We start from the raw sequence: 14426 nt of genomic DNA, 5'->3' as shown, positions 1-14426 counted from the left end.
CTCGCCGTCTTGCCGCAGCAAGACGAACAGCCGACGGTAGCCGAACCGCTTCAGCTCGTTGGCGAGATCGCGCAACTGCGTCCGCAGTTCCGCGTCAGGTGGCCGGCACGAGCGATAGCGGATCATCTTGCGATCCGCGTTGATGATGGAGCAGGCCCGCCGTTCCGAAAGGCTCAGGACGGCCTGCAGATGCGCGACGCCGTCGCGCTTGGCGGCGGGCCCTACCATTTTTTTGCAAGCAACTCGCGGAGAGCGGCTGCGTCCAGCATCTGTTCGGCCAGCAGCTTCTTCAGCTTGGCGTTCTCGTCCTCGAGCTGCTTCAGCCGCTTGGCTTCGGAGACATCCATGCCCCCGTACTTGGACTTCCAGTTGTAGAGGGTCGCTTCCGAGACGCCGTGCTCGCGCGCTAAATCGGCGGTCTTCGCGCCAGCCTCGTGCTCCTTCAGCACCCCGATGATCTGCTCTTCCGTGAACCGTGCCCGTTTCATTTGTCCGTCCTTCGAAGGGCCGGACCCTAATTCCGCTTGGAGGAAAATTTCAGTGGCAGTTCAAATCCCGGCCTTAAAAAAACCCAAAGGTGTATGTCAGCCCAAGCATTGCGGAGCCGCTAGGAGCCGCTGTTCTACCGTTAGTAAGGGCCGTGTTAGAAACGATTTGCCCATTGAAGAAAACACTCACAGTATCCTGCGTATCATCATCTGTTTGCGCCCCGGGTAAACGCCGCTCAATTAACTTCCAACTAATCTGATTTCCGATGGCCAAGCCTGCGGTCGCAGCGGGATCTCGTGCCTTGAGATTTTTAGAAATCATCGCTTGCACAAAAGGGTTTGCAAGATCCAAAGTTCGTCCAAACAACTTCAACGTTTGATTAAATCCAAGTCCAATCTGGAGGAAACCCTGACCAGTCCATCGTCCATTCGCTTGGGGATTGCCGTCGTTTAAAGAAGCTTGTCCTCCTGCTGTGAATAAAAAATCCGGTTTTCCTTCATTTTTGGCAAGAACGACAACTTGTGCTGCCATCGAAAAAGGCGAAAACGACCAGGGATTGACTGCTGCAGAGCTGCCCTGCTGCAGCTGAATAAAATGAAATGTGCGCGGCGATACGGGTGGACTCGGTGACGGATTTGGAGTTGGCCCCGGTGGGTCGCCTACCGCAGAAGTCTTGCCTCCAAACCGACTTCGGAGATTCGGATCGGTGCGAAGGCGTTGTATAGGGCTGGTGCTTTCAACGGGGGTGAACGTAGGCGGATCTGAGGTCGGCGTCGCAATTGTCCGAGCATCTAAAAGCACATGCAGCGTATGCTGGCCGACGATGCCGTCGACCTTCAGAATACTTCGGAACTGACGCGCGTAATCTGCTGCGTAAGGCAGACACGGTGGAAGATATTTGTTTCGTTTCTGAAATTCGATTGTGCGCTCACGAGTAGCTGAGCCAAATTTTCCGTCGGCTACGAGCGGTGCAAGCTTTTGATCAAGGTGATAGTTAAGGAGATTCTGCAATGCTCTAACATCTTCACCGGCCATTCCAATTGATAGATCCCGAGGCATCGCCAACTCCCAATTGAGAATATAAATGGAAGGGAAATCGAGCACGCAAAATTTCGTCGGGACAATAACTCTAAAGCGACCGGCGGGTCGACGAATATTTGGCTTTGACGAAGCCCCCATGTGATTAAGGTCACGTGGACCCGTTGTGGAGCGTCGTGGGTCTTGACGCCGATCGGCACCCTAACGACTGAATTCTTAAAACCTGGCAGGGTCACCTGCCGGTGCTGATCGTCCCCCGAGTTTGCGGACACCTTGTTACGCTCCTGGCGGGCGAGACAGGTGTTCGATGGCGAAGACGAGACTGGAGTTTACCCCCGAGTTGGGACTTCCCATCCGCTTATGCCCATCTGTGGACGGCTCCCGCGGTGCGAGTGAAATGTGATGCTGCGCGATCGGTTTGCAGTCATCTGTCCGGCCTCACATGAGGGTTTGTCGGTCAACGCATTTTTCTTCACTCCTCGGTTAAACGATCAACAGCTTCCAAGGCGGAGCTCTCATTCTGCAGGCTTTCCCTGCGAACCTCACATCCGGCGGGACATGGTCCCGCCCACGGTCCCGCATTGGGGACGGGAGAGCTCCAGGAGGGCGCCGCCACTCTATGAGACGGCTTTTACACCAGGCCGGACAACGGCGGCGCCCCCTTGGATTGTTGACCCGAGCCGCTTGGTGGCTGGGCTTATCTGTGACGGCTACAAGCCGGGCTTCAGCACGGCGCCCTCCGGAACGACGCCATGGGTGGCAAAGCGCCATAGAGCAATCAGCAGCTTGCGGGCCATCGCGACCACCATCACCTTCCGCGCGCGCCGTCCGGCGGCACCGGCGCGTTCGCGGAACCAGCTCACCTGAACGGACCCCGGCTGATAGCGCTGCCATAGCCACGCCAACTCGACCATCACGGTTCGTAGCCGTCGATTGCCGGATTTGCTTATTCCTTGCTCGCGCTCAACACCGCCGCTGCTGTAGGGTGTTGCCGTTAGGCCGGCGTAGAACCCGAGCGCCCTGGCGTTGGAGAACTCGCGCACGAATGCCTCCCGAACAAGAACTGTTGCGCTCTGCACCCCGATGCCGCGCAGCTTGGCCAAGTGCTGGATCATCGCTGCCGCCTTATCCGGCTTCTCTTCGTCGAGATGTGAATCGGCATCGAAGTATGCCCGTGTCTGAATGTGGCACAACATCCTGGCATTGTTCATTAAAACCAGTTGAGGAGGGGGTCTCAATCGGCGCCGATTGGGACCCCTCCCACTTCATGAATATTCAAGTATTTTCAATGGGGCCGCCGCAATTTCCAACGGGTTTCCGCTTCGCCGCTTATTCACAGCCTGCCGACACCGCCGACCTCTTGTGTTACCCGCATACGGCAATCGGCGGCGAGGAGACCCGCCTCAATCTGCAGCGCTGGCCGTGGAAGCCGCGCCTGCTGGGAATGCCGGGATCCGAGGTTGCATACTGAAGCGCATCATGTTCGTCGAACATGATGCGCTTGCGGTTCACGTAGTCCCTCGGCCGCATGTGATCGGTCAAGTGACAAGAATGGTTATTCAAATAGACGTTTGCGAAACGCGATGGCAATCGCATGAGTCTTGTTCAGAGCTCCGAGCTTTTCGCGCGCCGCGGCAATGTGCTTGGTGACGGTCGAGCGCGAAATGCCAAGGAGGACGGAGATGTCCCAATCCGTCTTGCCCTCACTCGCCCAATGAAGGCACTCCCATTCTCGAACAGTGAGCGACGCGGCTGTGGATCCCGATGGCGCTTGAAGCTTGAGGAACTGCCCAACTGCAAGCGTGACGGCAAAACCGAGGGCTGTGGCATCGTCTGGGCTCAGGTCGACGTGGCCGCCGCCGAACGAGACAGCAGCGAGCCTGTGATCCAAAGTGTTCACCGGAACGACGTAGCCATCGCGCAATCCGAACTCCGCCGCACCACCACCGACAAGCTTCGCATCGCTTTCGACCGGGCAGGAGGCATAGGCCTCCTGCCATTGAAACGGGTTGAGATCGGACCGCAGCCGGTGCAGCACGGGATCACGAAACAGGTAATCGCATTCGTTGTACCGCTTGGCCCATTCCGCCGGAAAGTGCTGCACCATCACGAGCGATCGCACGTCCGCCTTTCCTGGGCGCGACCGCCGGTTTGGGATCAATCCACCGAACACCGACGTGAAACCGTATTGCTTGGCAATCTTGACCAGAACGGCTGTGATCGCATTGCCGTCGCGTGCTGCTTCAATTGCTCTGATAAACTGCCAAGACTTCGGTAGCGTGATCACTCAAGTACTCGGATGAAAGAATGGCTGCTGGGCGCTCTTTGGATTGCGCATTGTCAGATTATCATTGCAATCTATGAAAGTAGAGAACGGATACGCGTAATATCGTTGCCCGTCATTCACTAACCTGAATATTCAAGGTTAAAGCGTATGATGTCGGCAAGGCTTAAGTGGGCGTTTCCTGTGTTAGCCACGGACGGAGGATCCGAGCGACGATCCGCGCTCACAAATCTGAACACTTGTAGCAAGATCGATTACTGCCAATGCGGTTGTACATAGCAGCGTTGCTTCGGACGGCCGGCCCACCGTGTGCTTGCATGGCACCGAGCAATGAAAGGCTTTTTCAAGCTCTCTCGGCGAGGGTCCCCGGTGGAGACCCGTCATGCGCTCTACGGCCTGCCTTCTCGTTGCACTTACTGTCGCCGCGACCTATTCTGCGGCGCGAGCCGGCGACCAGACCAACAGTGCCAACATCGACATTCCCATCACCCAGAGCAGGATTCGCGACGGATCCATTCGGTATGGTGTTTGGGTCAAGGTGGGCGAGAGGTCAGTTGAAGCCATGCTCGACACCGGATCAACCGGTCTGCGCATTCTGCCCAGCCTGTTTCGCGGCGACCCCGAGGGTATCCCGACCGAAGCTGCATTCGCGTCGGGAGCGTCCCTCCGCGGCGTGGCCGTCAGGATGCCTATCACGATCGGACCGAAGAGCGGGATGGCGGTGGTCGAGGTCGTGCAAAACGTTGGCTGCGTCAAGGAGAAGCCGGACTGCGATGTCGAAAGGTTGGGAGGCGAGTCCTATCGTATCGGCGGCGACGGTTTCTCATCGGAAGGTTACTCGGCCATTCTCGGCATCGGCCTGCCTTTTCGCGGGACCGACGTCGGCAATCCGCTCTCGGCCCTCGGCGTCAAGCGCTGGATCGTCGACCTGCCGCGTCCCTACGCGTTTCCCGACGGGCATCTGATCCTTGATCCCGATGCTGTAGCGCAAGGCGGATTCGTCAATCTGAGCCGAAGCGGCTTTGCGGACGGCGATGGCTGTCTTCGAAGCGCTTCGCTCTCAGAGCCAAAATGCGGGTCGGTTTTGTTCGATACAGGCGCCCCCGGCGTTGAAGTCTCGTTCGAGGGAATTCAGGCTCCGTCCGGCTGGGAGAGTGGGACCCCCGGCACCCTCAGCTTCAAGTCTGGCACCAAGACGTTGGATCTTAATTTCCGGGCAGGGGAGACTGGCGGGCTGCGCGGCGTTAGCGTGACACCGCCCGAGCCAAAGGATCCACCAGGGCCTTTCATTCTGGCCGGCGTTGAGCCCTATTTCACCTACGACGTTCTCTACGATGAGGCGGCCCATCTCGTTGGCCTGAAGAAACGGGACGCCCCGTTCAAGATCCCCGATCCAGATAAAGCAGAGCCTGTGCAATAGGGGAGATGCAGGCTTCGAGTCGATCGGCAAGAACTGGTGAAATCCTACCGGGACCCTTTTGGCACATGCGAGCGGCCGGATGTGCGATTTGCCTGTTTGCTGTCGTAGACGGGCGGGCTGTCCTGACAGCCATTCTCATGACCACTGATCGACCAGTGTGCATCTTGTTCTGATCGTCAGCTCGCGGGCCGCAGTGGCTGTTGGTCGGTTCGATCAGCAGCTTGTCACCGAGTGGCGACCTCTTTTGCCGTCAGGAGGGCAGGGGAGCGAGGATTGGCGGTGAGAGGTGAGGTGTCGACTGCATGTCCGAACGAACATAGAGTCCAACATCTTTCAACGATTAGCATTATGGAACACAAAGACCATAACGCATTGTTCTGTTGCAATTACGCTATTCGCATAACAAACATTATGGAACTTATCGGCGCAACGCGCCCGGCGGTGGTTCTTTGAGCGCCGGTGGGCGACGGAGCCAGGTCGATTCTCGCCAGCCCGCGGACCAGCCCGTCAAGGCGCTTCAACATTCGAGGCGGCGGCGTGATGTTCACACGCTCGACGGTGCATTAGCGGCGCAGGATCAACGCTGACCTCGCAAAAGTACAGCGGGTGGATGCGACCAAGGCAACGCCAAGATCGTCCTCCAAACAATGATGTGAGTTGGGTGGCTCGAATGCCACAATACGCGATGTAAGCTGGGGATCCGGTCAAAGCTCATCCGGCAGCACCGAAGTCGCGAAACAGCCCCCCTGCCCCGCATCGCGTGCAATAAGAAGCCGGAGTCAGGAAGCGCTTGGCCGCTCGCGGTTGTGCTGAGATCTGAAACTGGCCGTCAGCGGGCTGGCGGCTTTCGGATGGGCGCGATGTGAAGCAGACCTTCCTCGGTCGAGTCTGACGGTTTTTCTTGTCGATCGCCTACCGAACCGTCGTCTAAATGCATCGATTAGCGATGCCACCAAGCTATTTGCGCAGATCGAGTGCGCGCAATGATAGGAGATCAAGCAGCAGCGCCAAATTTTAGGCGACATTTGCCAACGTTATCTCTGCATAACGCCTTCTCATTTCATTGATCAAGACAAGCATCATACCAAGGCCCAGCAGGCGGATTGAAAAATACCATTCCCTTCGCCTTCGAAGTATTAGGAAGGATAGCGGCATGCTAGTACTTAATAGGAATTTTTTCTTATCCCTTATCGCCAGCACCGCGGTCTTTTCTGCTAGCGCAGCCGTTGCCGATCCCACGCTTTCGATTATGAGCTTCGGAGGTGCGTACCAGAGTGCGCAGCGCAAGGCGGTCTTCGATGCCTTCACGGCCAAGACCGGAGACAAGGTGGTGGAACAGGAATACGGCGGCGAGATCGCGAAGATCAAGGCGATGGTCGACTCCGGCAACACGACGCTGGATGTGATCGACGTCGACGCGCCCACGCTGCAGCAGGGTTGCGACGAGGGCATCTTCGAGACGCTCGACTGGTCCAAGATCGGTTCGCAATCGGAATGGCTGCCGGGCACATCGAGCGAGTGCGGGGTCGGCACTGTCGTCTACGCCACCGTGCTCGCGTATGATGCTGCCAAGACGAAAGATGGCCCGACAAAGATCACGGACCTGTTCGATACGCAGAAATTCCCCGGGAAACGCGGGTTGTGGAAGAACCCGGCCACCAACCTCGAATTTGCGCTCATGGCCGACGGCGTCGCGCCAGCTGATGTCTACAAGGTTTTGGAAACGCCCGCGGGTGTCGACCGCGCCTTCAAAAAGCTCGACACCATCAAGAAGGACATCGTTTGGTGGGAGGCCGGCGCCCAGGCCCCGCAAGTTCTTGCCTCGGGCGAAGTCGCCATGACGACCGCCTGGAACGGCCGCATCTTCAACGCCAACAAGGAAGGGCGGCAGTTCAAGATCGTGTGGGATCACGAGATCCTTGACAGCGACCTGTGGGTCATCCCGAAGGGCGCCAAGCATGTCGATGCCTCGCTTGCCTTCATCAAGTTCGCGGTAGAACCGCAGACGCTAGCCGATATGACGAAGTTCATTCCGTACGGGCCCGTGCGAACGACCGCCGCAGCCTTCGTCCAGCCCGATATCGCAACCAGCCTGCCGACGAGCCCACAGAACATGACCGGCGCGATCACGCTCAACAATGCCTTCTGGGGCGACAAGGGCGACGAGATCCGCAAGCGGTTTACAACTTGGCTCGCGCAGTAGCGCTTCTGTCCCCACCTGACGATGCGGCAGCCTGGAGGTCCCGATGAACGCTCCCCACACGCTGCCGGCGCCGCCGAAACCGGGTAGCCCCGAGGCGATCGCGGATGCGACCTCCTTCGTTCGTTTCGAACGGGTCCGGAAGTCATACGACGGGATTCATTTCGTCGTCGAAGACCTTAACCTCGCTGTACGGAAAGGCGAGTTCCTGACCATGCTGGGGCCGTCAGGCTCCGGCAAAACGACCTCGCTCATGATGCTCGGCGGCTTCGAAGAGCCGACCTTCGGCCACATCTTTCTCGGCGACGAGCCGGTCGAGCGGTTGGCACCCGAAAAGCGCAACATCGGCTTCGTGTTTCAGAGCTACGCGCTCTTCCCGCACATGACGGTGGCCGAGAACGTCGCTTTCCCCCTGCGCTATCGCGGAATCAAAGGGACTGCCGCAGCCGACAAGGTCGCAAAGGCTCTTGGCATGGTCCATCTCGGCCATCTCGCGGCCCGTAAGCCATGCCAGATGTCGGGCGGCCAGCAGCAGCGCGTGGCGCTCGCCCGGGCTCTCGTCTTTGACCCGACCCTCGTGCTGATGGACGAGCCGCTCGGTGCGCTCGACAAGCAGTTGCGTGAGCACATGCAGGTCGAGATCAAGCAGCTTCAACGGATGCTCGGCATCACCATGGTCTACGTCACTCACGACCAATCCGAGGCGCTGACCATGTCGGATCGCATCGCCGTGTTCAACGACGGCCGTGTCCAGCAGCTCGCGGCCCCCGAGATGCTTTATGAGCAGCCCGCCAACAGCTTCGTGGCCGGCTTCATCGGCGAGAACAACCTGATGCCCGCGACGGTCGATGCGACGGAGGGAGGCATCGCCACCCTGACGATGGGCGACGGCTCTCGCCTCCAAGCGCCGAATCCGGCCGGGGTCGCCGTCGGCGCAAAGGCCCGACTTGCAATCCGCCCCGAACGGTTCTTCATCCAGGTTGGCGATGCCCGCGGACCGCTTAACATCCTGCGCGGACCGATCACCGACATGTTCTACCTCGGCGACCATGTCCGGCTCTCAGTCGCCGTTGGCGGCGACAAGCCGGTCGTCGCGCGGATCCCCGTCTCGCAGCGCCGGCCCTTCGCCCGAGGCGAGACCGTCACGCTCGGCTGCGCGGTCACCGATTGCCGCCTGCTGGAGGGCTGACCCAATGACCCTCGCGTTGCCTCACGCCGGCACTGCGCCGTCCGTCAAGCGCGCTGTCCGGCGGGCCGACCGCCCGGCGCGCCGCGCGGCCTTCCTGCTCTCGCTGCCGCTGCTTGCCTTCCTCGCCATCGCTTTCGTCGTGCCGATCGCGGCCCTGTTCACGACCGCTGTGGACAATCCCGAGACGCGTAGCGTCCTGCCTGACACGCTGCGGGCGCTGGCCGCCGAGCCTAGCGCGGCGGTTCCGGGCGAGCCTGTCTTTGCCGAGTTGGCCCACGATCTCGCCCGCGCCGGAAAGGCGCGAACGGCCGCTCTGCTCGGCAAGAGGCTGAACTACGAGATTCCCGGGATGCGCAGTATCGTCATGGCAGGCTCGCGTCTCGCAGCCGCATCTTCGCAAGGGCCCTGGCGCCAGAAGTTTTGCGACAGCGATCCGGCATGGGGCGACCCTGCGCTATGGGCGGCCATCCGGCGCAACGGCGCGCGCCTCACCCCGTACTATATGCTGACGGCAGTCGACCTGCAGCAGACGCCGAGCGGCGGCCTCGCTCCGGTCGCGCCCGAGCAGCGCATTTTTCTAGACATTCTCGGTCGCACGCTGCTGGTCGCCGCCACTGTGACGCTCCTGACGTTGTTCCTCGGCTATCCCGTCGCCTACGCGCTGACGCTCGCCCCGCCGCTGCTTGGGGCCATCATGATGCTGTGCATCCTGCTGCCGCTTTGGACCTCGTTGCTGGTGCGCACGACGGCCTGGGTTGTGCTTCTGCAGTCGAACGGCATCATCAACGATCTTTTGATCGGCATGGGACTTATCTCCAAGCGCTTGCAACTCATCTTCACCCGCTTCGGCACGGTGGCGGCGATGACCCATATCCAACTGCCGTTCACGATCCTGCCGATCGCAAGCGTCATGCGCACGATTCCGGTTGCCCAGCTCCGGGCCGCGCGTTCGCTCGGGGCGCCACCGATGTCAGCGTTCTGGCGGATCTACGTGCCCCAGACATTGCCGGGGGTAATGGCTGGCTGCCTCATCACCTTCATCCTGTCGCTCGGCTATTACATAACGCCGGCGTTGGTCGGTGGACCGACCGACCAGATGGTCTCCAATTTTATCTCCGTCTACATCAACCGCGACCTGAACTGGGGCCTCGCAAGCGCGCTCGGTGTGGTGCTGCTGGCGGTGACGCTGCTGATCTACGGCCTGTTCCTCAGGATCGTGGGCGCCGACAAACTCAGGCTCGGGTGACCGCCATGACCGTGCTCGGCCTTTCCCCATATGCCGAACCGCAGGAGCGCCTCGCGCGCTTCGGCCTCATCGTCTTTGTGACACTTGTGCTCTTGTTCCTGGTTGCGCCGCTCCTCGTCGTTGTCCCGCTCTCCTTTTCGGACGACCCGTTTTTCTCGTTCCCAGTGAAAGCGTACTCGCTTCGCTGGTTCCGCGACTTCTTCGGTGACGACCGCTGGATGGCGAGCCTGAGTAACAGCGCGATCACGGCCGTGTTCACGACGATCCTGGCGACGACGCTCGGCACGATGGCGGCGCTTGGGCTCTCGCGACCCTCCTTTCCTTTCCGGCGCACGGTCAACGCGATCCTAATCGCGCCGATGATCGTGCCGGTCGTGATTGTGGCGGTCGGCGACTACCTGCTCTATGGCCATGCCGGGCTCACCAACACCCGCACCGGGCTTGTGTTAGCCCATACCGTGCTGGCGTCGCCCTTCGTCGTGATCACCGTGACTGCGACGCTCGCCACCTATGACACGACGCTGACGCAGGCGGCCCGCTCACTTGGAGCCTCATCTCTTTCGGCATTCCTGCGTGTCACGCTACCTGTGATTTTGCCGGGGGTCGTCGCCGGTGCGGTCTTCGCTATCGCCACCTCTTTTGACGAAGTGGTGGTCGCCCTGTTCATGACCAGTGCCGAGCAGCGGACGCTCCCCGTCCAAATGTTTTCGGGCATCCGCGACCAGATCAATCCGACGATCATGGCCGCTGCCACGATGCTGCTGTGCGTATCGACGATCCTGTTCGTCGTTGTCGCCTGGCTCGGAGCGCGTGGACGGAATTTATAAGGCTTTATCTAAGACGAGGCCTCCCCTTTACGCGGCTACAGTCTCTGTTCGCCCCACGAACATGTCTGCAAACCGCGCCGCCAGACTCTGCGCCACAACCGAACGGTTTCTGGCCTCTTTCAGATAGATGCCGACGACCACATCGGTCAGGCGCGGCAGGCCGGCGTCGGGCCCCAGTTCGCGCAGGCTACGCGGTAGGACGCGGGTCGCGATCGCGGTCACGCCAAAACCGGAGGTCACGGCCGCTTCTATGCCGGTCTGGCTTGGGGTGGCATATACGAGGTCGAATGCCCGGCCCTCCCGCTGCAGCGCAGACAGCATCGCACGGCGATAGAGGCAGCCCTCCGGGTAGGAGACCAGGCGCACCGGGTCGGTCTCGCTGAAAGGCGGCGCCATAGGACCGCCAGCCCACGTCAGACTCTCGCGCCATGTCATGAATGCTCCCTCCGCGGGACCGTCGGGCGTCATGGCCACGACCATGTCGTAGCGGCCGTCGCGGAGGCCTTTCAGCAGTTCGAAGGAGAGGTCGCAGGTTACGTCGAAGGTCACGCCGATGCCGTCAGCCGTGAGTCCTGCCAGCAGGCTGGGCAGAAAGTGGTCGGCATAGTCGTTGGTGATGCCGAGTCGCAGCTTGCCGCGCGTGTCGCGCTTCGACAGGCGCAAAATCATGTCGTCGTTAAGCGCGAGGATCTGGCGCGCGTAGCCGGCGACAACCTCTCCCGCCTCCGTCAGGCTGTTTCCGCCGCCGTCCTTGTCGAACAGCGGCGTGCCGACGAGTTCCTGCAGCTTCTTCATCTGCAGGCTGATCGCCGGCTGCGTGCGTCCGAGCCGCTCGCCTGCGCGAGTATAGCCCTTGAGGTCGATGATCGTAACAAAGGCGCGCAGAAGGTCGGTCGGTATGCTGCGCATCGATGGTCTCCCGAACAGAGGCGTCCCCGCTGCCCGAGCCGGCCGCCGAGGATGATCAGTCCTGAAGACTAGCAGAAATCATGCCTCGACGATGTTGTGCTCCGGTCCGAACGGGAACCCGGTAATGTTTTCGGCGCCGTCCTCAGTCAGCACGAGGATGTCATGCTCGCGGTAGCCACCGGCACCCTGCATACCCTCGGGAAGGGTCAGCATCGGTTCCATCGACACCACCATGCCGGGCTTAAGAACCGTGTTGATGTCCTCGCGCAGTTCAACGCCCGCCTCGCGTCCATAGTAGTGCGACAGGACGCCGAATGAATGGCCGTAGCCGAAGGAGCGGTAGCCCAGCAGGCCCTCCGAACGATAGATCTCGTTCAGTTCGGCGGCGATGTCGCCGCAGCGGGCACCCGGTCGCAGGATCTCAAGGCCCCGGCGATGGACCTTCACGTTGACCTCCCAGACCCGTAGGCTCGCGTCGTCGATATGATCGAGAAACAGCGTGCGCTCTAGTGCCGTGTAGTAGCCGGCGATCATGGGGAAGCAGTTGAGCGATAGGATGTCACCTTTCCGGAGCCGCCGGGAGGTCACCGGATTATGGGCGCCATCCGTGTTGATGCCGGACTGGAACCAGACCCAGGTGTCCATCAGCTCCGCGTGCGGATAGGTTTTGGCGATATGGCGCACCATCGCCTGCGTGCCGGCCAATGCGATCTCGTACTCGCTCGCGCCTTCGCCAATTGCCGCGCGAATCGCCGCGCCCCCGAGATCGGCGGTGTGGGCCCCGCCACGGATCAGGGCGATCTCCTCATCGGACTTGATCGCGCGCATCCACATGGTGGCTTGTCCCACGTCGACGAACTCGACACCCGGGAAGCCATCCTGGAACTGCCGGAACAGGTCGAGGGGCACAGTGTCGAACTCGATGCCGACACGCCTGCACCCCTTGAGCTCCTGCTGCAACGCATGAAGATAGTTATCCTTGCGCCAGTCGGTGTAGGTGACGTTGTCGCCGATCGTGCGGCGCCAGGGCTGCCCGGCGTCGATCCCGGCCGACACGGAGACCGCACGCGAGGCAGTGACGACGAAGGCATAGCGTCGCCCAAAAGAGCAATAGAGGAAATCCGCGAAGTAATTGATATTGTGATACGATGTCAGGATTACCGCATCGAGCTTCATCTCACCGAGCATGCCGCGCAGTCCATCTTGACGTCGCGCCATCTCAGCCGCGGAAAAAGTCGGCTCCGCCTTCTCGCCGTTGTGCATGGTCTGGAGGCGCAGGAGGTCGTTGTGCATGGGGGCGGCGTTCTGGTTCACGGCGGTCGCTCTCGATACGGGGAGATTTTTGAGACGACACTAGGAGCTTGAGGGGACCGTTTCTAATCAGAAGCCAAAATGTGCCGATCAGCACTTCTAATGCGCAACGATGCTCATGCGGCGCTATCGTTTCGAACCGAATAGGAACCACGGAGGAAACATCTGATGGCCGGACACAGTTACGAGACCGGACGATTGGACCTCCCTTTCGTCGGTATAGCGACCTTCGGCAAGCGGCCCTATCAGCCGGATTGGAGCCGCATCGACGCCGACGTTGCGATCCTGGGCGCCCCTTTCGATTTTGGAACGCAATGGCGCGCGGGCGCGCGCTTCGGCCCGCGCTCCATCCGCGACGCCTCGACCCTCTTCTCGTTCGGTCATGCCGGCGCCTACGACCACGAGGATGACATCACCTATCTCGATGACATCAGAATCGTCGACCTCGGCGATGCCGACATCGTGCACACAGATACGATCAAGAGCCACACGAACATCGAATACGGCGTACGGTGCATTCTGGAGGCAGGGGCTCTCCCCGTCGTGCTCGGCGGCGACCATTCGGTGAATATCCCCTGCATCGCCGCCTTCGAGGGACGCGGGCCCCTTCATGTTGTTCAGATTGATGCGCATCTCGATTTCGTGGATGAGCGGCACGGCGTCCGTTTCGGACATGGCAGCCCAATGCGGCGCGCCGCCGAACGATCATGGGTGTCCGGCCTCACCCAGATCGGTATTCGCAACGTTTCCTCGACGGCAAAGGACGGCTACGAGGCGGCTCGCGCGATGGGATCGGACATCCTGTCCGTGCGCCGAGCCCGGAAGCTTGGGGCCGAAGCGATGGTCGCCCGTGTGCCGGTGGGTGTCCCGCTCTACATCACCATCGACATCGATGGCTTCGATCCATCCATAGCCCCTGGAACCGGCACACCTAGCCACGGCGGGTTCCTCTATTACGAGGTTCTCGAACTGCTCGACGGACTGGCACGAGGTCACAATATTGAGGGTATCGATCTCGTCGAGGTCGCTCCAGACTACGACCACACCGGCACAACTTCCATTCTCGCGGCTCAACTTCTGCTCAACCTGATTGGACGAGTACACTATCACGCTCGCCGCCGCGGCAATGAAGTTCTTTGATACGCGCCTAAGAGTAATGGCGTGACCCGTTGGATCAGATGTGACCTACCGGTCCAGATCATGACGGCTCCAGCAGAATGAACGACCGCTTTCAGCTATCCCACTGATGCTCAGAAGCGGCCACAATGGGCGCTAGGCAGCCCGGCTGTTGCACGCTTAAGCTGGTCGAATCCGTCGGACGGAATCAGGGGCTGGGGAAGGTGCCGTCGCGAAGTTGGTTGGAATTGCTTTTGGCGCGATCTCCAGCGTGACGAGGCTATCCGATCATGCGGCGAGGTCAATGCCCTGATCGGAGGGCTTTTCGGGAAGGGTTTTCCAGCCGTCGACCTTCCGCAGTGTGATCTGTCCTGACGCCATCAATGCCCAGAACAAC

General features: G+C 60.4%; 11 protein-coding genes and 2 pseudogenes. 7 read left to right on the top strand and 6 right to left on the bottom strand.

The window, feature by feature from the left end; all coding sequences use genetic code 11:
- The 3 genes and pseudogenes from M8523_RS31055 to M8523_RS31045 all read right to left on the bottom strand — a co-directional run.
- A pseudogene (locus tag M8523_RS31055) lies at positions 1-488 on the bottom strand (transposase); the annotation flags it as partial.
- A 73-nt stretch (positions 489-561) separates the two neighbouring features.
- Positions 562-1593, bottom strand: coding sequence for a peptidoglycan-binding domain-containing protein (locus tag M8523_RS31050; protein WP_282588720.1), 1032 nt, complete (start codon positions 1591-1593; stop codon positions 562-564).
- Between the two features lie 644 nt (positions 1594-2237).
- Positions 2238-2684, bottom strand: a pseudogene (locus tag M8523_RS31045) (transposase); the annotation flags it as partial.
- A 110-nt stretch (positions 2685-2794) separates the two neighbouring features.
- Here M8523_RS31045 and M8523_RS31040 point away from each other — a divergent pair.
- A complete protein-coding gene (locus tag M8523_RS31040) occupies positions 2795-2998 on the top strand; it encodes a hypothetical protein (protein WP_282588719.1) in 204 nt (67 codons plus the stop codon).
- Positions 2999-3082: 84 nt separating this feature from the next.
- On the opposite strand, the gene M8523_RS31035 is transcribed toward M8523_RS31040, so the two are convergent.
- Positions 3083-3814, bottom strand: coding sequence for a helix-turn-helix transcriptional regulator (locus tag M8523_RS31035; RefSeq protein WP_282588718.1), 732 nt, complete (start codon positions 3812-3814; stop codon positions 3083-3085).
- Positions 3815-4193: 379 nt separating this feature from the next.
- Here M8523_RS31035 and M8523_RS31030 point away from each other — a divergent pair, with 379 nt between their 5' ends.
- The 5 genes from M8523_RS31030 (at position 4194) to M8523_RS31010 (ending at position 10693) form a co-directional block, all read left to right on the top strand.
- A complete protein-coding gene (locus M8523_RS31030) occupies positions 4194-5231 on the top strand; it encodes a hypothetical protein (RefSeq protein ID WP_282588717.1) in 1038 nt (345 codons plus the stop codon).
- A 1153-nt stretch (positions 5232-6384) separates the two neighbouring features.
- Complete coding sequence (locus M8523_RS31025) at positions 6385-7434, top strand: ABC transporter substrate-binding protein (RefSeq protein ID WP_282588741.1); 1050 nt, start codon at positions 6385-6387, stop codon at positions 7432-7434.
- A gap of 43 nt (positions 7435-7477) precedes the next feature.
- Positions 7478-8620, top strand: a complete 1143-nt coding sequence (locus M8523_RS31020; protein WP_282588716.1) for an ABC transporter ATP-binding protein — start codon at positions 7478-7480, stop codon at positions 8618-8620.
- A 4-nt stretch (positions 8621-8624) separates the two neighbouring features.
- Complete coding sequence (locus M8523_RS31015) at positions 8625-9866, top strand: ABC transporter permease (RefSeq protein ID WP_282588715.1); 1242 nt, start codon at positions 8625-8627, stop codon at positions 9864-9866.
- Positions 9867-9871: 5 nt separating this feature from the next.
- Positions 9872-10693 carry an ABC transporter permease gene (locus M8523_RS31010; protein ID WP_282588714.1) on the top strand — a complete coding sequence of 274 codons (822 nt, stop codon included), beginning with the start codon at positions 9872-9874 and terminating at the stop codon, positions 10691-10693.
- A gap of 27 nt (positions 10694-10720) precedes the next feature.
- Here the strand turns inward: M8523_RS31010 and M8523_RS31005 are convergent, their stop codons facing one another.
- Both M8523_RS31005 and M8523_RS31000 read right to left on the bottom strand, forming a co-directional pair.
- Positions 10721-11602 carry a LysR substrate-binding domain-containing protein gene (locus M8523_RS31005; protein ID WP_282588713.1) on the bottom strand — a complete coding sequence of 294 codons (882 nt, stop codon included), beginning with the start codon at positions 11600-11602 and terminating at the stop codon, positions 10721-10723.
- Positions 11603-11680: 78 nt separating this feature from the next.
- Positions 11681-12895, bottom strand: a complete 1215-nt coding sequence (locus M8523_RS31000; RefSeq protein WP_282588740.1) for a M24 family metallopeptidase — start codon at positions 12893-12895, stop codon at positions 11681-11683.
- A 186-nt stretch (positions 12896-13081) separates the two neighbouring features.
- Between M8523_RS31000 and speB the strand changes: the two genes are divergently transcribed.
- Complete coding sequence (speB, locus tag M8523_RS30995) at positions 13082-14053, top strand: agmatinase (protein ID WP_282588712.1); 972 nt, start codon at positions 13082-13084, stop codon at positions 14051-14053.
- The last annotated feature ends 373 nt before the right edge of the window (positions 14054-14426 follow it).

This window comes from Lichenifustis flavocetrariae, assembly GCF_026130545.1.
Classification (GTDB): Bacteria; Pseudomonadota; Alphaproteobacteria; order Rhizobiales; family Beijerinckiaceae; genus Lichenihabitans; species Lichenihabitans flavocetrariae.
The sequence above is the reverse complement of the archived record's forward strand: the minus strand, read 5'-3'. Positions and strand labels throughout refer to the sequence as shown.